Here is an 18,842-nt window from a genome sequence, read left to right as displayed (position 1 = left end):
GGTCCCTTAACCGCGTGGCGCCTGGGCGCTGGCGTTTTTCACGTTGTTGCCCGCCACTTTGGGCGCCGGGTTGCTGGCCTCCAGGGCCTGGCGCTGCTGGGCGAGGGCGGCGAGGGTCTGCTCGCTGGCCATCTGGGTTTCCTGCGGCGTCACCGGCGAACCCGGGCGTACGCGCTGCAGGCCCTTGACCACGATGCGGTCGTCCTTGCCCAAGCCGCTGCGCACGATGCGCAGGCCTTCGAGTTTCGGCCCCAGTTCCACGGCGCGGTAGGCGGCCTTGTTGTCCTTGTCCATGACCAGCACGAACTTCTTGCCAAGGTCGGTGCCCACGGCCTCGTCGCTGATCAGTACGGCGTCGTACTGGGCACTGCCCACCAGCTTCAGCCGGGCATACAGGCCGGGGGTGAACTGGCCGTCGCGGTTGTCGAACACGGCGCGGCCACGGATGGTGCCCGTGCGCGGGTTGACTTGGTTGTCGACGAAGTTCATCTGGCCCAGGTGAGGGGTGCCGGTTTCATTGGTCAGGCCGAGGTACACCGGGGTGCTCTGGCCGCGTTGGCCCTCGCGCGCCAGCTGGGTGTACTTGAGGTACACGCGCTCGTCGGCGTCGAAGTAGGCGTAGACCTTGTCGGTGGAGACCACGCTGGTCAGCGGGGTCACGTCGGCGCTGACGATGTTGCCGGCCGTGAACGCGGCGCGGCTGACCCGGCCGCTGATCGGCGCGGTAACCCGGGTAAAGCTGAGGTTCAGGCGGGCGAGGTCCAGTTGAGCCTGGATGGCGTCGACCCCGGCCCGGGCTTCGGCAGCGGCGCTGCTGCGCGATTCGGCCAGCTCGGCGGAAATGGCGTTGCTGTCGCGCAGGCGCTCACCACGGCGGGCTTCATTGGCGCTGCGGATGGCGGTGGCCTTGGCTTGTTGCAACTGGGCTTCAAGGCGGCGGACTTCTGCCTGGAACGGACGCGGGTCGATCTGGAACAGCAGGTCGCCTTTCTTGACCTGGGCGCCCTCGGTGAAGGCGACCTGGTCGATCTGGCCGGACACCCGCGGGCGCACCTCGACGGTTTCCGGGGCTTCGAGGCGGCCGGTGAACTCGTCCCATTCATTGATCGGTTGCTCGATCACCTTGGCCACGGTGACCTTCGGCGCGGCGGGAGCCTGCACGGCGTCGGGGGTTCGGCCGCAAGCGCTGATCACCACCACAGCCAGGGCTGCGAGGGGGAAGCGCAAGGGTTTGAGTGATTGTTCCATGGAGAACTCCGCCAATGTATTAGTGATGGGCGGAGTGTGAGTGTCTTGCGCGAGAGGCACGAATCGAACGGGCCGAAATGTATTATCACGCTGAATGATAGGTCGGGATCAGCGGGTGGTGAATCGAGGGTGCGGGCCTGCACCCGAAGCCGGTGCCAGGGCCCGCTGCCACGGGCTTAGCGTTGGCTGCCGCCAGCGCCGCCTGCGTCGGCACCACCGGTCCCTTCGGACCCTGTGCCGTCCATGCCTGGCAAGTCACGACTGTCGTTCTGCTGGGCGGGCGGGCTGTCCGGGTCATTGCCCTTGATGCGCGGGTCGGTATCGCGCGGCATGGGTTTTTCGATCGGGTTGAGGGTGCTGTCCACGCCGGGCTGCGGCGCGTTGTTGTGCGGGTCGTCGGGGTAGGTCGGGCCAGTGCCGGCGGCAAGCGCCAGTGGCGAGGCGAGCAGGGCAATCAGCAGCACGCTTGAGCGGTTCATGGCAGTCTCCATTGCGTCGGGTGGGGCGTACTCCCTTTCGGCCCCACCCGTGGCGCTAACGTGCCATTGTTGCGCTCATTGTTCCGATCAGCGGTTACACCACCAGCGACAACAACATGATGAAGATGATGCCGACGATGGAAAGAATCGTCTCCATCATGCTCCAGGTCTTGAAGGTTTCGGCCACGGTCATGTTGAAGTACTGCTTCACCAGCCAGAAGCCGGCGTCGTTGACATGCGACAGGATCAGCGACCCGGCGCCGGTGGCCAGCACCAGCAACTCACGGTTCACCCCCGGCACCAGGTCGATCACCGGTGCCACGATACCCGCGCCGGTGATGGTCGCGACAGTGGCCGAACCGGTGGCGATACGGATCACCGCCGCCACCAGCCAGGCCAGCAGGATCGGCGAAATTTCCGCTTGCACGGCCATTTGCCCGATCACGTTGCCCACCCCGGTGTCCACCAGCATCTGCTTGAAACCGCCGCCGGCACCGACGATCAGCACGATCGCAGCGGTTGGCGCCAGGCTCTGGTCGAGCATTTTCATGATTTGCTGGCGGTTGAAACCGCGGGCCGAGCCAAAGGTGTAGAAGGCCAGCAGCAAGGCAGCGAGCAGGGCGGTGATCGGGTGGCCGATCAGGTCCATCCACTGGCGCACTATGTGCTCGGCAGGCAGCACCACGTCGGCGAAGGTTTTCAGCAGCATCAAGGCCACCGGCAGCAGCACGGTGATCAGGGTGATGCTGAAGCTCGGCAGGTTGCCTTGGTCGGACTCCTTGGCGATCTGGTCCATCAGCTCCTGCGACGGGTTGCCGGGAATGTAGCGGGAGATGAAGTTACCGAACAGCGGGCCGGCGATGATGGCGGTAGGCAGCGCCACGATCAGGCCGTAGAAAATGGTCTTGCCGATGTCGGCGTGGAAGATGCCGATCGCCAGCAACGGGCCCGGGTGCGGCGGTACCAGGCCATGCACGACCGACAGGCCGGCCAGCAATGGAATGCCGATTTTCACCAGCGAAACCCCGGAGCGCCGGGCCACGATGAACACCAGTGGAATCAGCAGCACGAAGCCGATTTCGAAGAACAGCGGAATGCCCACCAGGAAAGCGGCGAACATCATGGCCCAGTGCACGTTCTTCTTGCCGAAGGCGCGAATGAGGGTTTGCGCGATCTGGTCGGCGCCGCCGGAGTCGGCCATCAGTTTGCCAAGCATGGTGCCCAGGGCGAGCACGATGCCGACAAAGCCCAGCACACCGCCAAAGCCGTCCTGGAACGACTTCATGACCTTGGCCACCGGCATGCCGGAGGTCAGGCCCAAAAAGCCGGCCGCCAGGGTAAGGGCGACGAAGGGGTGAACCTTGAAGTGGGTGATCAGCAGGATCAGCCCGACGATCGTCACGAGCGCGTCGAGCAACAGGAAGGTATCAGTAGCCAGTCCGAACATGGTTTCAAGGCCTCGGTCTTATCGTTGTTTTGGCGTAGCGTTTGTTTTGGCGTAGCGTTTTACGAACTTTCCGCGCTTTCGCGGGGTCGGGTAGCGCTGTCTTTGGTGAGCCGGTAAACCGCTGGGTCAGGCGGTCTGCGCCAGGCCCTGCTCACCGCAGCGCTTTAGCCAGCGGTCTACCGCTTCGGCCAGGGCTTCGATGGGCTGGGTAGCGTCCAGGGCCAGGGTCAGGGGCTCGCCACGGGGCGATTCCAGGGCGGCGAACTGGCTGTCGATCAGGCTGGCCGGCATGAAATGCCCAGGGCGTGCCCTCACGCGCTTTTCGGCTTCGGCAGGCGACAGTTCGAGGAAAACGAACACCAGCCCAGGCATGGCCTGGCGCAGGGTTTCGCGGTAGCGGCGCTTGAGCGCCGAGCAGGTCAGGATCGGGCGTTCGCCGGCCTGGCTGATGGTTTGCAACTCTTCGCCCAGGCGCACCAGCCAGCCGGCGCGGTCGGCGTCGTCCAGGGGGATGCCCGCGCTCATCTTGCGGATGTTTTCGGCAGGGTGGAAAGCGTCGCCTTCGATCAGGCGACCGCCGCTTCGGTCAGCGATGGCAGCACCGATGCAGCTTTTGCCGCAACCGGCCACGCCCATCACCACGATGGCGGACAGGGGAGAATTCATCAGTACCTCCTGCGGGGTGAGGTAGCGCTGTCTCGTCGCTGACGAACAGCCACCTCCCCGGTGTTATTGGTCTTGTCCTTACGCAGTATGGACGCCTGGCAGCACGCGTGTAGCGGCAGCTACCAAAGATTACATTGCCTGCATCCTGAGACAGCGCTACCTTAGTGGCCGTTCCCCATCCTTGCAAGTAGTAAAATTACAACATCCATGTCCCGCACCGGCTCCCGTACCACAGGTCGTCCTACCCTGGCTGAAGTGGCCAGGCTTTCCGGGGTTTCCCCGATCACCGCTTCGCGCGCGCTGCGCGGCGTGAGCACGGTTGCCCCAGAGCTGGCCGCAAAGGTCATGGCTGCCGCCGCCAGCCTGGGCTACGTGGCCAACCCTGCGGCCCGGGCGTTGGCCTCGGCGCGCAGCCAGTCTGTCGTGGTACTGATCCCGTCGCTGTCCAACCAGCTGTTCATCGATACCCTGGAGGCCATCCACGACGTCATGCGCCCGCGTGGGCTCGAGGTGCTGATCGGCAACTATCACTATGACCTGGCCGAAGAAGAGAACCTGATCCGCAATTACCTGGCCTATCAGCCCTGCGGCATGTTGCTGACCGGGTTCGAGCGCAGCGATGCGGCCCGCCAGATGCTGGCCGCCAGCGGTGTACCCTGCGTGCACATGATGGAGCTCAAGGGCGAGCCGGGGGCAGTATCGGTCGGTTTTTCCCAGGAGCAGGCGGGGCGGGCTGCCGCGCGGCACCTGCTCGAACGCGGGCGCAAGCGCCTGGCATTCATAGCCGCGCAACTCGACCCGCGGGTGATGCAGCGGGCCGAGGGTTTCCGCCAGGCCCTGGCCGAGGCGGGCCTGCACGCTGCGGAACTGGAAGTGTTGGCCCCGGAGCCTTCTTCGATTGCCTTGGGCAGCACACTGTTCAGCCGCCTGATGCAGCAGGCCCCGGATGTGGACGGCATCTTCTTCTGCAACGACGACCTGGCCCAGGGCGCTGTCTTGCAGGCGTTGCGCCAAGGTGTGGAGGTGCCTCGCCAGGTGGCCATGGTGGGCTTCAACGACCTGCCGGCTTCGGCGCACATGGTGCCGCGCCTCACGTCTATCCGTACCCCGCGGGCTGCCGTCGGTCGGGGCGCGGCCCAGGCCTTGCTCGCGTTGCTGGACGGCAAACGGGTGGCCAGTGCCCAACAGGACCTGGGTTTTGAGCTGATGGTGCGGGAAAGTACCTGATTCGCTCGCCTGTGCAATGGCGTTGACCACGCCCTGGCGGCCTGCCGGCGTAACAGAAATGGAGTAATCACAAAGCGATGGCACTGTGCTTGCACCGCGCATACGGCCATCTATGCTCATGAAACCGCGCATAAAGGAGGCCCGGCGTCATGTTCGATTTCCATCGCAAATCCGATTTGGTCGAGATCCAGCGCAGCCATCAGGCATTGGCCGACGCACAGGCCAAACTGGCTGCCATCAGTCGCTCCATGGCAATGATCGAATTCGCCCCGGATGGCACCATTCTCGACGCCAACGACCGCTTCTGCCAGGCCATGGGTTACAGCGCCGAAGAGCTGCGCGGCAAGCACCACCGGCTGTTCTGTGAGCCGGGCTACGCCCAGAGCGCCGAGTACCAGCAATTGTGGCATGAGCTCGGCGAGGGCAAGGCCATCAGCGGCACGTTCGAGCGCGTCGACAAGGCCGGCCGTGAAGTCTGGCTGGAGGCCAGCTACATGCCCGTGCTGGATGCCCAGCGCCAAGTCAGCAGCGTGATCAAGGTGGCGTCCGACATCAGTCAGCGCGTCGCCCTTGAGCATGAAAGCGAAAGCCTGCTGAAGGCGATCAGCCGCGCCATGGCAGTGATCGAGTTCACCCCGCAAGGGCGGGTGATCAAGGCCAACCAGAACTTCCTGGACACCATGGGTTACCGGCTCGACGAGGTGGTAGGGCGCCACCATGGCCTGTTCTGCCTGCCGCACGAGCGTGAGTCGGCCGAGTACCGCCAGTTCTGGGCCTCGCTGAACCGTGGCGAATACCACTCGCACCGCTTCGAGCGGGTGAACAAGCAAGGCCAGACGGTGTACCTGGAAGCCTCCTACAACCCGATCTTCGACAGCAAGGGCCGCCTGTACAAGGTGGTCAAGTTCGCCAGCGACATCACCGACCAGGTCTGTACCCAGCAAAGTGCCGCCGATGCGGCCCATGCCAGTTCGGTGCAGACCGATGCCTGCGCGCGCAAAGGCACCGAAGTGGTACAGCAGACCGTGCAGGTGATCGAGCAGATTTCCGTGGAGCTCAACGACGCAGCGCGCAGCATCGATGCGGTGAGCAAACAGTCGGATGTGATCGGGCAGATTGTGCTGACCATTCGTGGTATCGCCGACCAGACCAACTTGCTGGCGCTGAATGCGGCCATCGAAGCCGCCCGTGCCGGCGAACACGGGCGCGGCTTTGCCGTGGTCGCCGATGAGGTGCGCAACCTGGCCGCGCGCACCAGCAAGGCTACCCTGGAAATCGTCGATGTGGTGCGGCAGAACCACGACCTGTCGCTGCTGGCCGTAGCCAGCATGCAGTCAAGCCTGAACCGCACCGGCCATGGCGTGGCGCTGGCCAATGAAGCCGGCACGGTGATCATGGAGATTCAGCAAGGCTCAAGGCACGTGGTCGATGCCATCAGCCAGATCAGTTCGACGCTGCAATTGCATTGAGCGCAGCACGCATATCGTCCAGCAGGGCCTGCAGGCTGGCTTGCAGCCGTGCGCGCGGCTCGTCGGTCGGCGAGCCTTGCGCCTGGGCCGCTTCGATCGCTTCGCAATCCTGGACCACGGTGCGTACCCTGATCATCTTGGCACCGCCCTTGATACGGTGGGCCAAGGCCCGCAGCGCCTCTTCTGGCGCGTCCGCCGCCAGCGCATGCAGGGCCGCCAGGTCTTCACCAACGCTGATCGACAGTTGCTCTAGCAAATGCCTGGTGAGCTGCGCGTCGTCCTGAGTCAGGTGGCGTAGCTCATCCAGGTTCAAGCCGCCCGCGCGCGCTGTTGGCGCAGGTGGGCGGGCCTGGGGCAGGTGGGCTTTGAGGGCTCGCAAACCTATCGGCTTGAACAGGCAAACGTCCATCCCGCTGGCCAGGCAGCGGGTACGTTCCTCGGCCTGGGCATTGGCGGTGATACCCAGAATCCGGCACCTGGGCAGGCTGCGCTCGGCCTCGAACTGGCGAATGCGCCGGGTGAGTTCATGGCCATCCATGACCGGCATGCTGCAATCGGTGATCACCACATCGAAGCGCCCCGCTTGCCAGCGGCCCCAGGCGACTTCACCGTTCTGCGCCAGGCTGACCTGGTGCCCAAGGGTGTGCAATTGCCGCTCCAGCAATAGCAGGTTGGCAGGGTAGTCGTCGACGATCAGCACATTCAAAGGCCCGTCGCTGTTTTCCAGTTGGGCCGGGTCCTCGGGCACGGCTGCCGGGGGCGCGCAGGTGGGCAGCTGCAGGTTCACTTGCACCCGGGTGCCGACGCCTTCGACACTTTGCAGCTTCAGCGTGCCGCCCATCAGCTCGGCAAGCGTGCGGCTGATGACCAGGCCCAAGCCTGCGCCCTGGCGGGCCCTGGGGCCGTCGGCCTGGACAAAGGCATTGAACAGGCGGGCCTGGTCGGCAGGGCTGATACCGATGCCGGTGTCGCGCACATCCAGCTCCACCGGCAACACGTCATGGCCGGCGATAACCGGCAGAAGCAGGTTGGCCTGCACCTCGCCACGGTCGGTGAACTTGATGGCGTTGCTGATCAGGTTCGACAGGATTTGCTTGAGCCGCAGCGGGTCCGCCAGCACCCAGGCCGGTTCAGCCGGCAGTTCGCCGTGCAGGTGCAGGCCCTTGGCCCGGGCGTTGCCTTCGAACACGCGCAAGGTGGCGCGCACCAGTTCGCGCAGGTCCGTGGGCACGGGTTGCAGGGTGATGTGCCCGGACTCGATCCGGGAAATATCGAGAATGTCGCCAATCAGTTCCAGCAGGCCAAGCGCTGAATCATGTGCCGTCTGCAGCGTATGGATATCGCTGCGGCCGCTACGGCAGTCCTCCAGCGCCAGTTCCAGCAACCCGATCACGGCATTCATCGGGGTGCGGATTTCATGGCTCATGGTGGCCAGGAACGTGCTTTTGGTCTGGCTGGCCTGTTCAGCGTCGTCCTTGGCCTGGCGCAGTTGCTCCAGCAGCCCGCGGCTCAGCGCCAACTGGTCCTGCAGGGCGTGTTGCGCCTCGGTGCGCTGGTTGATCAACTTGCGCAGGTAGCTGTTCCAGAACACCACGCCGGCCAGCAGCAGCGCCGACAGCACCAGCACTTGCAGGGCGAGGGTGCGGTAGTCGCGCCAAGGGCTGTCGCTGACCAGTGAGCTGGTGCGCCAGCGGTTGATCAACTGCGCCAGTTCTTCAGGCGGAATGCTCAACAGTGCCTTGTCGAGAATGGCCTGGAGCTGGGGCTGGTCGGCGGCCACGGCGAAGGCGGCCAGGGCCGGGTCTTCATCGAGCACACTGGCAATGCGCAGGCGGTCCTTGAATACATGGCTGATGTAGTACGCCGCATTGATGTGGTTGCTCAGGGCGACGTCGGCACGGCCATTGGCCACGGCCTCCATCAGGCCCAGCGGGTTGTCCACCTCGACCAGGCGGGCCTGCGGGTAGCGTTGCTGCAGCAAGGCGCGTTGCGGCGAGCCTTTGACCACCGCGATACGCTGGCCGTCCAGGGCCTTCAAAGGGGCGGGTGCGATGGTGTCGCTGCGGGTGACCAACACCCTTGGGCTGACCAGGTAAGGCCGGGTGTAGCGCAGTTGCCTGGCGCGGTCTGCGCCGTAGCCCAAGGCGCCGATCATCAGCGCATCACCTTGGTTCAGCCGCTCGACCATGTGGTAGGCCGATGTGCTTTCAACGGTCTTGAACTGCAACCCGGTGCGCAAGCCGATCTGCTTGAGCAGATCCAGGGTGATGCCGTTGGCGTTGTCCTGGGCGTCGTTGAAGGTCAAGGGCGCCAGTGATGTGTTGATCAGCACGTTGACCACGGGGTGCTCGGCGATCCAGGTTTCCTCTTCGGCACTGAGGGCCGTCAGGTGGCGCTGCAACAACAGGCTGGTATTGCCACCGCTCCAGCGGCGCAGGATGTTCAGCCGTTCGCTTTCACTGATGCGGGCCAGTGCCTTGTCGACCAGCTGGCGCAAGTGCAGGTTGTCGCTGGACAGGGCGAACGCGAACGCTTCGGGGGCGGCCGGGGAAAAGTGGTCGATCTTCAACGTGCCCTGGAAGCTTTTGCCGATCATGAAGTCGGTGCTGATGGCGTCGCCCAGGTAGGCGTCGGCCTCGCCCAGTTCGACAGCGGCCAGCCCGGCCAGGGTGGAGCGGTACAGGCTCAGTTGCGCCTTGGGGTACAGGCTGCGTACGGTATTGGCGGGCAGGTAGTGATCAACCATGGCCAGGCGCAGGCCGGCCAGGTCGGGCGTACCCTTCAGGCTGCGCCCCTCCCGGGTCACGACCACCGGCAGGTCGTCGGCATAGGGTGAGCTCAGGCTGAGGTGGGCGTCTGCTGCCTCGAAGGCGTTGGAGCTGCCCAGCAGGTCGATGCGCCCCTCATGCAGGGCAGTGATGGCCTCGTGGCGGCTGGCAAAACGGCGCACTTCGATGCCAATGCCAAGCTGCTCGCCGATCAGGCCGGCGTAATCGGCGCTCAGGCCTTCGTAGTCACGGGGGCTGACATTGATCTCGAAGGGCGGGTAGTCCGGCCGCGAGCTGCCCAGTACCAGTTGCCGGTGCTGCTGCAGCCACTGGCGGTCTTCGGCCGAGAGCGCCAGCGGCGCGGCAGCACTGACCGAGCGCGCCAACAACTGCCGGGGTTCGCTGCTGGCCTGCAACCCGCTGGCATTGGCCAGGCTGATGATCATGAAGGCGCTCGCCAGCAGGAACTTCATGCTCGCCAGCCGCTCAGTAGACGCTATTGCGCTTGGCCAGGTCGACCATCTCGACCAGCGATTCGGTCTTGAGTTTTTCCATGATGCGGCCCCGGTAGGTGCTGATGGTCTTGGCGCTCAGGTTCATGCAGGTTCCAATGTTCTTGTTGTTCTCGCCGCGTGCCAGGCGCCGCAGCACTTCCATCTCACGGTTGGAAAGGCTGGCCAGGCGCACCGGTTCGCTCTCCAGGGAGTTGCTGTTGACCGACATCTGCGGAAACGTCGAATAGCCCTTCACCAACGCCTTGAGGGCGAACAGCAGGGCCTCGTGGTCCTCTTCCTTGGTGACGAACGCGCCGATACCGGCATCCAGGCAACGGCGCACGTACAAGTCGGTGGCCTGGCCAGTGAGCACCATGATCTTGGGGGTTGGCTCCAGGCACTGAAGGCGCTTGATGACCTCCATGCCGTCCAGGCCAGGCAGGCCGATATCCAGCACCACCACGTCCGGGCGCAGTTCACGGGCCACCTGCGCCACCTCGCTGCCATTGCCGACTTCGCCGACGACATGAAAGCGCTCACGCTCGAGCAGTAGGCGCAACGACAACCGCACGATAGGGTGGTCGTCGACGATCAGCACGGTTGTCATGGGGAAAACTCCTGTCAGGATGTGGTCCGCTTCCTGGAACACTCAGGAATACGTTTGCAAGCGGGTTAATCGGAAGCGCAGCACCATACGGCCAAACCTGACGTTTGGTAATCCCGAGTATAGAAGTGTTGAAAGTATCCGGACTACTTGTCGAAAATTCCTACAGGTAGTGGAAAAACATCACCACTGCCACAGTGGTGATGTCAGACAGGAAAGGGCGCTCAGGCGCAGCCAGTGGGGTTTCGACCCTGTGCAGGGCAAGCCTGGGCGTGCTCAGTCGCCAGGCCGATACAGGTGGGCGTGACCGGCACGGTACAAGGCGGATTCGGCGAACGGCGCATCCCCCAGTACATGGCCTACCAGGATCAGTGCCGTGCGCCGGAAGTGCTTGGCCGCGCTGCGCTCGACGATGTTGCCCAGCGTGCCGCGCACCCAGTCCTGGTCTGGCCAGGTGGCGCGGTGCACCACGGCCACCGGGCACTCGGTGCCGTAGTGGGGCAGCAGCGCTTCAACGATCCGTGGCAGGTGCTTGACCCCCAGGTGAATCGCCAGGGTGCTGCCGTGGCGGGCCAGGTCGGCCAGCTGTTCCCCGGGTGGCATTGGCGAACTGTCGCCGTAGCGGGTCAGAATCACGGTCTGCGCCACTTGCGGCAGGGTCAGTTCACAGCCGAGCAGGGCAGCGCTGGCGGCCGTGGCAGTGACCCCGGGGATGATCTGGTAGTCGATACCCAGTGCCTTGAGGTGGCGGATCTGCTCGCCGATGGCGCCGTACAGGCTGGGGTCGCCGCTGTGTACCCGGGCGACATCCTGGCCGTGTTCGTGGGCGGTGCGCATGGCTGCGATGATCTGCTCCAGGTGCAGTTCGGCGCTGTTGATCACGGTACTGGCCTGGTGGCCTTCGAGCACGGCAGCCGGCACCAGCGAGCCTGCGTAGATGATCACCGGGCATTGGCGGATCAGCCGCTGGCCCTTGACCGTGATCAGTTCGGGGTCGCCGGGGCCGGCGCCGATGAAGTAGACGGTCATGGAATGTCCTTGCAAAAAAAGGGTATGGCGCGTTCAGCAGGCCAGGGCGAGTGTCGCCGGGCCGAGCACCTGGCGCTTGAGCAACAGCCGTGGGCTGCCTTGTTGCCGATCGGCCAGGGCCAGTGCGGTGCTCTCGGCCACGCCCCAACACCCGGTGTGGGCATGGGCGGCGGCGGAGCGGTGGCTGAGCAGTGGCTGGTAAGCGTGCAGTTGCTGGCTATGGTACAGCACCAACGGCACACCCAGGTGCTCGGCCAGCTGCTGCAAACCCGGCTCGTCAGCCTTCAGGCTGATGCTGGCGATGCCGCGCAGGTCTGCCAGTGCCAGGCCGTGGTTGGCCAGTGCCTGGCACAACAGGGTGTGCAGGGTGGCCGCCGGGCAACCCCGGCGGCAGCCAAAACCGGCATAGAAAGCGCCCATCAGGCCTGGCTGGAACGGCGGAACAACCAGGCGCTGAGCAGGCCCAAGGCCAGCCAGAACGCCGCATTGGTCAGCCACGAGGCCAGCTTGAACTGGGTTTCCAGGGCCTGCGGGGCCAGGCTTTGGTGAACCTCGGGCTGCGGGGCGCCGAGCACATGCGGGATCACCAGCAGCACCGCGCCCAGCACTTTCAGCAGCCCGTGGCGGGCGAACACCAACAAGGCCAGGCCGAGCGCGGTGGCGCTGGCGGTGCCGACCCACCAAGCCTGGCGTTGCCCCAGGTCTGCTGCAGCGGTGCCTGGCAGTTCGGGCGGCAAGCCCAAGGTCGGGGCCAGGCAGAACACGGCGAACCCCGCCAGCCCCCACAAGGCACCGGTACTGGCGCGGGTGGGCGCGCGCAAGCTGTACAGCGCGGCGAGAACAAGGGCGAAGCCGACGGCAACCACCAGGTTGCCGCCCGTGGTGGCGAGCACCCGTTGCCAGCCATCTTCCGGCGACCAGGCCTCGGCGCTGTGTTCATGGGCAGGCACTTCACTGCCATGCTCATGGTGCGCGGCAGGTGCCGAGGACTCGTAGGTTTCCGCCTGAAGAATCAGCGGGGCCACCCAGAAGCTTTGCAGCAAGGTCAGCAGCAGGGCGGCGAGCAGCCCGCTGAAACCCGCAGTGCGGGCAATGCGCATGATCATGGGGGCGTACTCAGTGGCAGGGGAAGGCGGCGCTGTGGCGGGTGTCGTGGGCGGCGTTATGCACCGCCTCGATGTGCGAGAACCCGGCGAAGTAGACCAGGCACAGGCCCAGCAAGCTGGCACCGACGGCAATGATGACGCGCTGGCTGAGGGTAGCGGGGGTGGCAAGGCTGTGTGGCTTGGTGCTGGCGACGGGCATGACGCGTTCCTCTGCTTTTTGTGGGCAATGGGCAGGCGCGGCAGCCCCGGGCGCGGTTACCCAGGGGAATGCAACAGCGCCCGCCCACCGCGGGTTGTTCATGAACGCCAGGCCGGTCTCCGGGCTTGCGAGGAGGAGCAGGGCTCCTGGCAAGCGTCACCTTCCCATGCCGCACTACATGGCACAGTGGTACAGACGCTTCGCTCGCTTACCGTTGCGGGGGCAGCACCGGCATTGTCGGGCCCTGGTCAGGGCCTGCGACGCACCGGTTTCCCGTTTCACCCCATGAAGGGGCACCTGAACGTGAGGCGTAAGGAGAGCATGGGGCGGCCCTGGCGTCAATTACCCGGTGAGCTGCGCATGTGCCTGGGCCGGGTGGAGCAACCGTTAGCCCCGCGCGAATGCCGCCAGCTTGTCCCCGTCCAGGCGGTAGCGTACCCACTCATCCTGGGCCTCGGCGCCCAGCTTCTGATAAAAGCCGATTGCCGGTTCGTTCCAGTCCAGCACGCTCCACTCCAGGCGCCCACAGTTGTTGGCCACCGCCTCGCGGGCGATGTGCTGCAGCAACTGGCGGCCAGCCCCGTCACCGCGCTGTTCGGGGGTGATGTACAGGTCTTCCAGGTAGATGCCGTTGCGCCCCAGCCAGGTGGAATAGCTGTAGAAATACACGGCAAAGCCGATCGCCTGGCCATCGCGTTCGCAGACCAGGCTATGCACGGTACTGCCTGCACCGAACAGGCTGTGCTCGATATCGGCCAGGGTCGCGACCACCTCGTGGCGCGCGCGCTCGTACTCGGCCAGCTCGGTGATGAAGTTGAGGATCTGCGCGGCATCGGCAGGCGCGGCAGGGCGAATGGAAAGGCTCATGAGACGGCTTCCTTGATCCAAGATGGCAGTACAGTGAAGTGTATCTGCATAATTTGTTGTAACTGTATTGGTCGCCTAGGAGGACGACTCCGGTAGTGTGGCAGCACCCTCAATGAAAGTGGAATGCCCGCCATGCTTGCCTCTGTCGACCTGCTGAGCGCCTTCGTGCTGTTCGCCTTTGTATCTTCGATCACGCCAGGTCCAAACAACACCATGCTGCTGGCCTCGGGCGTGAACTTCGGCGTGCGCCGCTCGGTTCCCCATGCCCTGGGTATCAGTTGCGGTTTCATGGTCATGGTGCTGGCGGTCGGCCTGGGCCTGGGTGAAGTCTTCAAGGCCTGGCCGCCGCTGTACACGGTATTGCGCTACACAGGTGCGGCCTACTTGCTGTACCTGGCCTGGAAAATTGCCACTTCCGGGCCTGTGGATGCTGCCTCGCCTGGCGCGCGCAAGCCTCTGGGCTTCTGGGGCGCAGCCGCATTCCAATGGGTCAACCCCAAGGCCTGGGTCATGGCGGTGGGGGCCATTACCACCTACACCCCGGCGCAAGGCTACGTGACCAATGTAATGGTCATTGCCGCAGTGTTCGCGTTGGTCAACCTGCCGAGCGTGGGCGTGTGGGTGATGTTCGGCAGCGCCTTGCGCAACCTGCTGCAGAACCCGCGCTGGCTGATGCTGTTCAATGTCCTGATGGCCCTGCTGCTGGTGATTTCACTGTACCCGCTGCTGTTTGTAGAATCGGTGTTTCCCTAGCATTGCGAGTGCCGTAAACCCATGCAGTTGATTCCCTGGTCCCATGAATGCGCCGAAGGCTTCACCTTGCGTGGTTGGCGAACCCCGGCCAGCGGCAAGCCACTGCTGCATTTCTTGCATGGCAACGGTTTTTGCTGTTTGGCCTACCAGCCGTTGCTGATGCGCCTGGGTGAACATTTCGACCTGTGGCTGTGTGATGTGCAAGGGCACGGTGACAGTGACCATGGCGGGGCGTTTCTGGGTTGGAACCGTACGGCGGCGCTGGCCGTGGAAGCCTTCGAAGCGGGCCGTGGCGAATACGGCGAAGTGGCCCGCTTTGCCGTGGGCCACAGCTTCGGCGGCGTGTTGACCGGGCTGATGTTGGCCAGTGACCCGCAGTTGTTCGCCCGTGCTGTGCTGCTCGATCCGGTGTTGTTCAGCCGCCGGATGCTCGGCGTGATGGGCGCCGCGGCGCTGGTTGGCCTGCACCAGCGTCATGCCTTGGCGCGCAAAGCCGCCAGCCGCCGCAGCCATTGGCCTGATCGCACAGCGGCGCTGGCTTCGCTGCAGGGCCGGGGCATCTTCAAAGGCTGGGCCGATGCGGCGTTGCAGGCGTATGTCGAGCATGCCATCGGCGATTGCGGCGAGGCCGTGGTGCTCAAGTGCCGACCCAGCCGTGAAGTGGAAATCTTCAGCTCGTTCCCCAAGCGCATGTGGGCCAGCCTGTGTGCAATCAATACCCCGACCCACGTGATCTATGGCAAGCACACCTATCCGTTCGTGCCACGCTCGGTGCAGCGCCTGGTGTCGCTGAATGCCAGCATCAGCGCGCAGGAGGTCGCCGGTGGGCACTGCTTCATGCAGGAAGACCCGGCGATGGCAGCCGAGCAGGTGCTGGCTTTCTTGCAGCGGTGATTGTTCTGTAGGTGGAACGATGTGGGCCGTTAAAGCCCTCTACCGGCAGATTGTCATCATTGATAAGGTGATCCAAACCGAAACAGGAGCCTTCTCATGAAAACCATTCTGGGTATCCACCACAGCCCCCACGCCCATTGGGTGGGTGACGGCTTCCCGGTCCGCAGCCTGTTCACCTATGACCACCTGGCCAGCCAAATCAGCCCGTTCCTGCTGCTGGACTATGCCGGCCCGCATGCGTTCACCCCAACCCAGGCCCGGCGCGGCGTTGGCCAGCACCCGCACCGTGGCTTCGAGACAGTGACCATTGTCTACCAAGGCGAGCTGGAGCACCGCGATTCCACAGGGGCCGGCGGCCTGATCGGGCCGGGCGATGTGCAATGGATGACCGCCGCCAACGGCATCATCCATGAAGAATTCCATTCGCCAGCCTTTGCCGAGCGGGGCGGCATGCTGGAGATGGTGCAGCTGTGGGTCAACCTGCCGGCTCGCGACAAACGTGCGGCGGCGGGCTACCAGACGCTGCTGGCCAGCGATATCCCGGTGGTAGCGCTGGCTAACCAGGCCGGCAGTGTGCGGGTGATAGCCGGGGATTACCAAGGCCACCAGGGGCCGGCGCGCACTTTCACGGCCATGGACGTCTGGGACCTGCGCCTGAACAATGGCGCTGCCTTGGCGTTGCCGGTGGCCGCCGGGCGCAACGCGGCGCTGGTGGTATTGCGCGGTCGCGTGCGGGTCAATGGTGAGCGCGAAGCCGGGCCGTCCAGCCTGGTGCTGTTTGACCGCGAGCAGGCGGATGTACGGGTCGAAGCGCTCGAAGGTGCCAGCGTGTTGCTGCTCAGCGGTGAGCCGATCGACGAGCCGATTGTGGGTTACGGCCCGTTCGTGATGAACAGCCAGGCGGAGATTGCCGAGTCGTTCGACGACTTCCATGCCGGGCGGTTTGGCCAGCTGCAGCAGTAGAAGGGCGCGGGGCCGGTGCCGGCCCCCACTGAAGCCCTGCGCAACCATTCGTCGTGAAGTTCGTTGCTGCGACCGAACACCCGATCCCGGCAGGCGATCTTCCACTAAGGTGCTAGAGGATTCCCCGCATCATCATTGCCCCGGCGCATGGACGCCCGCCGCGGCATGCGCATTATCAATTGGCACCCAGCCCCACGAGGGCGTACTTCCTCACAACAGGCCATCCCACCGAGAGGGTCGTACCATGTCGTTGATAGGAGTTTCCATGCTCGAGCTGCGGCAGTTGATCGAGCATGCTTGCCTGCCGGATCGCTGTGAGATCAGCTGTACCGATGGTGCCAACCTGACCATCCGCCTCGGTCAGGGTCAGAGCCTCGATGAGTGCTGCACCCTCAGCGGGGTGCCATTGCGCAGCCTCAACAGCTGCCGCGATGTGCTGAACCTGGTGGAGCAATTGCATACCCTGCGTGACCGCCCGCCTGCACCGCTCAAGTCCATCGCCTGATGCCAATGCACGCGCCCCGCCCAGCCTTTGGCTGGCGGGGGAGGGGCTGCGCGCAGCCGCCAGCCGTAGATCGCCTACTGCAGTTCCACCAGCAGGTTCAACCCGCCATCGCCACACTTGCCCTTGTCGCGAACGACCCCATGGTAGCTGCGACCGTCCCACATGAACGCCACGCTATGGGCACGCTCGACCTTGTGCGGGAGCGGTGGGCAGATGTGCACACGCAGCGCGGGGCGGCCTTGCAGATTCAAGGGCGCAAGTTGGCACTGGCATTCAACGGACTGCGCAACCGGCCCGAACAAGGTATCGCGAACGTAGTCCAGTTGCAGTGAGGCATTGGGCGCACGGCCGGGCATCTTCATAGGGATTCGACTCGTTGATTACGGCAAGGGCGGCAGGTCTGGCAAGGCATGACGGACTCCTGGCGGGCGGCACTGTAATTATGCTCTGAACCCTGGGGTGGCCAGTCGTTCAACCTGTTTCATGCCTGTGTGGCACAGGCCCGACAAAGCCTAGCCGCCCGCCTTGCGCAAGGTGAGGTTGATGCGCCGCTCGCCCATGCGCGGGTGCACGCCGGGCTTGATCGGCAGTACGCCATGAAAGCGCAGGCGGTCTTCGCCGCCCCACACCAGCACATCGCCGTGGCTGAGGGCTATGCGCTGGGTTTTGTCGGCCCGCTGCAACCCGCCGAACAGGAACACCGCCGGCAGGCCCAGCGACAGTGAAACGATCGGTTGGCCGAAATCGTGCTCGTCACGGTCCTGGTGCAGGCTCAAACGTGTGCCCGGCAGGTAGTGGTTGATCAGGCAGGCGTCCGGGGTGAAACCGTCGAAACCGGCCATGGCGGCAGCGCGGTTGGCCAGGGTGAGCAATATCGGCGGCAAGGCAGGCCAGGGCTGGCCGGTAAGCGGGTCCGAACGGCTGTAGCGGTAACCCTGTGCATCACTGACCCAGCCCAATGTGCCGCAGTTGCTCAGGGCCACCGCCATGCGCAGCCCGCCGGGCGTGTGCATGTGCCGAAACGGTGCGGCACGCAGCACCGGCCGCAACGCGTCGAGCAGTGGTTCGACTTCGCCCAGGGCAAACCCGGGCAACAGCACGGTTTCGCTTGCCAGGCGTTGTGGCTGAGGGCCGAACAGGTCGAGGTCGGACTGAATCATGGCCTGGGTATCGAATGGGGTAGGCCCATTGTAATGGGCTTCGTCGCCCAGGCCTATGCGCGAGTGAGTACACGTGGTCGCAATGTCAAGACTGAAACCGGTTTCAAAAGATTTCTGAACGCGCTAGATTACTCGGCTGTCTTTTTGAAGGCCCAACAAGACTCGCCCGCACAACACCAGATGGCGCTTATAAGGCCGCCCGCAGCCGATGAGGATTCACCATGCCCGAGCATGCTCCCGACAACCCGCGCAGGGACTTTCTGCGCAAGACCTTGACCTTGATCCCCGTGGTGACCGTCGCCAGCACCGGGCTCGGGGCAGGTGCCAGCCAGCTGCTGGCCGCGCCGCAGCAGGAACCGAAGGTGCCGGCAGCGCCACCGGCGGGCACGTACCAGCCAACCTTCTTCAGTGCCGAGGAATGGGCCTTCGTGCAGGCCGCCGTAGCGCGCATCATCCCTGCCGATGCCCTCGGGCCCGGTGCGCTCGAAGCCGGGGCCGCCGAGTTCATAGACCGGCAGATGAATACCCCCTACGCGACCGGGGCCCAGTGGTACATGCAAGGCCCGTTCAACGCCGACGCCCCACCCGAACTGGGCTATCAACTGCAGTTGAACCCGCAGCAGATCTACCGCCTGGGCATCGCCGCAGTGGATGGCTGGTGCAAGGCCAACAGTGGGCAAGTGTTCGCTGCGCAAGACAGCGCTACCCAAGACCGGATACTCGGCAAAGTCGAGGCGGGTGAGCTGGCGTTCGAGGCAGTACCGGCCACGGTATTCTTCAGCCTGCTGGTGCAGAACACCCGTGAGGGGTTCTTCTGTGACCCGATTCATGGCGGCAACAAGGGCATGGTCGGCTGGACCCAGATCGGCTTCCCGGGCGCGCGCGCCGACTTCATGGACTGGGTGGAGCGCAACGAGCCGTACCCTTTCCCGGCTGTATCGATCCGCGGCGAGAGGGCCTGAGG

Annotated in this window: 20 protein-coding genes, 1 pseudogene and 1 riboswitch; of the genes and pseudogenes, 8 read left to right on the top strand and 13 right to left on the bottom strand. The window is 64.7% G+C overall.

Annotation, left to right across the window (positions count from 1 at the left end; translation table 11 throughout):
* Positions 1–6 precede the first annotated feature (6 nt).
* The 4 genes from mexE to K4A76_RS12435 form a co-directional block, all read right to left on the bottom strand.
* Positions 7–1,248: a multidrug efflux RND transporter periplasmic adaptor subunit MexE gene (mexE, locus tag K4A76_RS12450; RefSeq protein ID WP_274410358.1), complete on the bottom strand. Its 1,242-nt coding sequence runs from the start codon at positions 1,246–1,248 to the stop codon at positions 7–9.
* Positions 1,249–1,424: 176 nt separating this feature from the next.
* The gene (locus K4A76_RS12445) at positions 1,425–1,727 is read right to left on the bottom strand and encodes a hypothetical protein (RefSeq protein WP_029885132.1); all 303 of its coding nucleotides are present in this window, start codon (positions 1,725–1,727) and stop codon (positions 1,425–1,427) included.
* Positions 1,728–1,821: 94 nt separating this feature from the next.
* Positions 1,822–3,174, bottom strand: a complete 1,353-nt coding sequence (locus K4A76_RS12440) for a GntP family permease (protein WP_054905444.1) — start codon at positions 3,172–3,174, stop codon at positions 1,822–1,824.
* Positions 3,175–3,300: 126 nt separating this feature from the next.
* Positions 3,301–3,840, bottom strand: a complete 540-nt coding sequence (locus K4A76_RS12435) for a gluconokinase (protein ID WP_274410357.1) — start codon at positions 3,838–3,840, stop codon at positions 3,301–3,303.
* 207 nt (positions 3,841–4,047) lie between these two features.
* Here K4A76_RS12435 and K4A76_RS12430 point away from each other — a divergent pair, with 207 nt between their 5' ends.
* The 3 genes and pseudogenes from K4A76_RS12430 to K4A76_RS23885 all read left to right on the top strand — a co-directional run bounded on the left by K4A76_RS12430 (position 4,048) and on the right by K4A76_RS23885 (position 6,536).
* Positions 4,048–5,067: a LacI family DNA-binding transcriptional regulator gene (locus K4A76_RS12430; RefSeq protein WP_054905442.1), complete on the top strand. Its 1,020-nt coding sequence runs from the start codon at positions 4,048–4,050 to the stop codon at positions 5,065–5,067.
* Positions 5,068–5,216: 149 nt separating this feature from the next.
* Positions 5,217–5,951: pseudogene (locus K4A76_RS23890) on the top strand (PAS domain-containing protein); the annotation flags it as partial.
* A gap of 12 nt (positions 5,952–5,963) precedes the next feature.
* The gene (locus K4A76_RS23885) at positions 5,964–6,536 is read left to right on the top strand and encodes a methyl-accepting chemotaxis protein (RefSeq protein WP_443218425.1); all 573 of its coding nucleotides are present in this window, start codon (positions 5,964–5,966) and stop codon (positions 6,534–6,536) included.
* Here K4A76_RS23885 and K4A76_RS12420 read toward each other — a convergent pair.
* From K4A76_RS12420 to K4A76_RS12390, 7 genes are all read right to left on the bottom strand, one after another.
* Positions 6,511–9,777: a transporter substrate-binding domain-containing protein gene (locus K4A76_RS12420; protein WP_274410355.1), complete on the bottom strand. Its 3,267-nt coding sequence runs from the start codon at positions 9,775–9,777 to the stop codon at positions 6,511–6,513. The genes K4A76_RS23885 and K4A76_RS12420 overlap by 26 nt on opposite strands.
* Positions 9,778–9,790: 13 nt before the next feature.
* Positions 9,791–10,405 carry a response regulator transcription factor gene (locus tag K4A76_RS12415; RefSeq protein WP_009682293.1) on the bottom strand — a complete coding sequence of 205 codons (615 nt, stop codon included), beginning with the start codon at positions 10,403–10,405 and terminating at the stop codon, positions 9,791–9,793.
* Between the two features lie 273 nt (positions 10,406–10,678).
* Complete coding sequence (gene cobM, locus K4A76_RS12410; protein WP_029885125.1) at positions 10,679–11,431, bottom strand: precorrin-4 C(11)-methyltransferase; 753 nt, start codon at positions 11,429–11,431, stop codon at positions 10,679–10,681.
* A gap of 33 nt (positions 11,432–11,464) precedes the next feature.
* On the bottom strand, positions 11,465–11,851 hold the full coding sequence (locus K4A76_RS12405; protein ID WP_274410354.1) for a cobalamin biosynthesis protein: 387 nt from the start codon (positions 11,849–11,851) through the stop codon (positions 11,465–11,467).
* The gene (locus tag K4A76_RS12400) at positions 11,851–12,537 is read right to left on the bottom strand and encodes a CbtA family protein (protein WP_009682289.1); all 687 of its coding nucleotides are present in this window, start codon (positions 12,535–12,537) and stop codon (positions 11,851–11,853) included. The genes K4A76_RS12405 and K4A76_RS12400 overlap by 1 nt, the downstream gene beginning before the upstream one ends.
* Before the next feature lie 10 nt (positions 12,538–12,547).
* Entirely contained in the window at positions 12,548–12,736 is a 189-nt protein-coding gene (locus tag K4A76_RS12395) for a CbtB domain-containing protein (RefSeq protein WP_009682288.1), read from the bottom strand.
* Positions 12,737–12,829: 93 nt separating this feature from the next.
* Positions 12,830–13,052: riboswitch (cobalamin riboswitch) on the bottom strand.
* A 71-nt stretch (positions 13,053–13,123) separates the two neighbouring features.
* On the bottom strand, positions 13,124–13,603 hold the full coding sequence (locus K4A76_RS12390; protein WP_054913258.1) for a GNAT family N-acetyltransferase: 480 nt from the start codon (positions 13,601–13,603) through the stop codon (positions 13,124–13,126).
* A 123-nt stretch (positions 13,604–13,726) separates the two neighbouring features.
* Between K4A76_RS12390 and K4A76_RS12385 the strand changes: the two genes are divergently transcribed.
* The 4 genes from K4A76_RS12385 (at position 13,727) to K4A76_RS12370 (ending at position 16,718) form a co-directional block, all read left to right on the top strand.
* On the top strand, positions 13,727–14,356 hold the full coding sequence (locus K4A76_RS12385) for a LysE family translocator (RefSeq protein WP_009682286.1): 630 nt from the start codon (positions 13,727–13,729) through the stop codon (positions 14,354–14,356).
* Positions 14,357–14,377: 21 nt separating this feature from the next.
* Complete coding sequence (locus K4A76_RS12380) at positions 14,378–15,250, top strand: alpha/beta fold hydrolase (protein WP_054913256.1); 873 nt, start codon at positions 14,378–14,380, stop codon at positions 15,248–15,250.
* Positions 15,251–15,346: 96 nt separating this feature from the next.
* Positions 15,347–16,213, top strand: coding sequence for a pirin family protein (locus K4A76_RS12375; protein ID WP_274410353.1), 867 nt, complete (start codon positions 15,347–15,349; stop codon positions 16,211–16,213).
* 244 nt (positions 16,214–16,457) lie between these two features.
* Positions 16,458–16,718 carry a DUF1652 domain-containing protein gene (locus tag K4A76_RS12370; protein WP_033690293.1) on the top strand — a complete coding sequence of 87 codons (261 nt, stop codon included), beginning with the start codon at positions 16,458–16,460 and terminating at the stop codon, positions 16,716–16,718.
* 74 nt (positions 16,719–16,792) lie between these two features.
* On the opposite strand, the gene K4A76_RS12365 is transcribed toward K4A76_RS12370, so the two are convergent.
* Both K4A76_RS12365 and alkB read right to left on the bottom strand, forming a co-directional pair.
* On the bottom strand, positions 16,793–17,080 hold the full coding sequence (locus K4A76_RS12365) for a hypothetical protein (RefSeq protein ID WP_274410352.1): 288 nt from the start codon (positions 17,078–17,080) through the stop codon (positions 16,793–16,795).
* A gap of 150 nt (positions 17,081–17,230) precedes the next feature.
* Positions 17,231–17,878 carry a DNA oxidative demethylase AlkB gene (gene alkB / locus K4A76_RS12360; RefSeq protein ID WP_029885117.1) on the bottom strand — a complete coding sequence of 216 codons (648 nt, stop codon included), beginning with the start codon at positions 17,876–17,878 and terminating at the stop codon, positions 17,231–17,233.
* 221 nt (positions 17,879–18,099) lie between these two features.
* On the opposite strand from alkB, the gene K4A76_RS12355 reads away from it, so the two are divergent.
* Entirely contained in the window at positions 18,100–18,840 is a 741-nt protein-coding gene (locus K4A76_RS12355; RefSeq protein WP_009682280.1) for a gluconate 2-dehydrogenase subunit 3 family protein, read from the top strand.
* The last annotated feature ends 2 nt before the right edge of the window (positions 18,841–18,842 follow it).

This window comes from Pseudomonas sp. NEEL19, assembly GCF_028751975.1.
Classification (GTDB): Bacteria; Pseudomonadota; Gammaproteobacteria; order Pseudomonadales; family Pseudomonadaceae; genus Aquipseudomonas; species Aquipseudomonas juntendi.
The sequence above is the reverse complement of the archived record's forward strand: the minus strand, read 5'-3'. Positions and strand labels throughout refer to the sequence as shown.

What these genes read in the sequence shown, in the direction of transcription:
- mexE (WP_274410358.1), bottom strand. Translation starts at nt 1,248, where the DNA reads ATGGAACAATCACTCAAACCCTTGCGCTTCCCCCTCGCAGCCCTGGCT.
- K4A76_RS12445 (WP_029885132.1), bottom strand. Translation starts at nt 1,727, where the DNA reads ATGAACCGCTCAAGCGTGCTGCTGATTGCCCTGCTCGCCTCGCCACTG.
- K4A76_RS12440 (WP_054905444.1), bottom strand. Translation starts at nt 3,174, where the DNA reads ATGTTCGGACTGGCTACTGATACCTTCCTGTTGCTCGACGCGCTCGTG.
- K4A76_RS12435 (WP_274410357.1), bottom strand. Translation starts at nt 3,840, where the DNA reads ATGAATTCTCCCCTGTCCGCCATCGTGGTGATGGGCGTGGCCGGTTGC.
- K4A76_RS12430 (WP_054905442.1), top strand. Translation starts at nt 4,048, where the DNA reads ATGTCCCGCACCGGCTCCCGTACCACAGGTCGTCCTACCCTGGCTGAA.
- K4A76_RS12420 (WP_274410355.1), bottom strand. Translation starts at nt 9,777, where the DNA reads ATGAAGTTCCTGCTGGCGAGCGCCTTCATGATCATCAGCCTGGCCAAT.
- K4A76_RS12415 (WP_009682293.1), bottom strand. Translation starts at nt 10,405, where the DNA reads ATGACAACCGTGCTGATCGTCGACGACCACCCTATCGTGCGGTTGTCG.
- cobM (WP_029885125.1), bottom strand. Translation starts at nt 11,431, where the DNA reads ATGACCGTCTACTTCATCGGCGCCGGCCCCGGCGACCCCGAACTGATC.
- K4A76_RS12405 (WP_274410354.1), bottom strand. Translation starts at nt 11,851, where the DNA reads ATGGGCGCTTTCTATGCCGGTTTTGGCTGCCGCCGGGGTTGCCCGGCG.
- K4A76_RS12400 (WP_009682289.1), bottom strand. Translation starts at nt 12,537, where the DNA reads ATGATCATGCGCATTGCCCGCACTGCGGGTTTCAGCGGGCTGCTCGCC.
- K4A76_RS12395 (WP_009682288.1), bottom strand. Translation starts at nt 12,736, where the DNA reads ATGCCCGTCGCCAGCACCAAGCCACACAGCCTTGCCACCCCCGCTACC.
- K4A76_RS12390 (WP_054913258.1), bottom strand. Translation starts at nt 13,603, where the DNA reads ATGAGCCTTTCCATTCGCCCTGCCGCGCCTGCCGATGCCGCGCAGATC.
- K4A76_RS12385 (WP_009682286.1), top strand. Translation starts at nt 13,727, where the DNA reads ATGCCCGCCATGCTTGCCTCTGTCGACCTGCTGAGCGCCTTCGTGCTG.
- K4A76_RS12380 (WP_054913256.1), top strand. Translation starts at nt 14,378, where the DNA reads ATGCAGTTGATTCCCTGGTCCCATGAATGCGCCGAAGGCTTCACCTTG.
- K4A76_RS12375 (WP_274410353.1), top strand. Translation starts at nt 15,347, where the DNA reads ATGAAAACCATTCTGGGTATCCACCACAGCCCCCACGCCCATTGGGTG.
- K4A76_RS12370 (WP_033690293.1), top strand. Translation starts at nt 16,458, where the DNA reads ATGTCGTTGATAGGAGTTTCCATGCTCGAGCTGCGGCAGTTGATCGAG.
- K4A76_RS12365 (WP_274410352.1), bottom strand. Translation starts at nt 17,080, where the DNA reads ATGAAGATGCCCGGCCGTGCGCCCAATGCCTCACTGCAACTGGACTAC.
- alkB (WP_029885117.1), bottom strand. Translation starts at nt 17,878, where the DNA reads ATGATTCAGTCCGACCTCGACCTGTTCGGCCCTCAGCCACAACGCCTG.
- K4A76_RS12355 (WP_009682280.1), top strand. Translation starts at nt 18,100, where the DNA reads ATGCCCGAGCATGCTCCCGACAACCCGCGCAGGGACTTTCTGCGCAAG.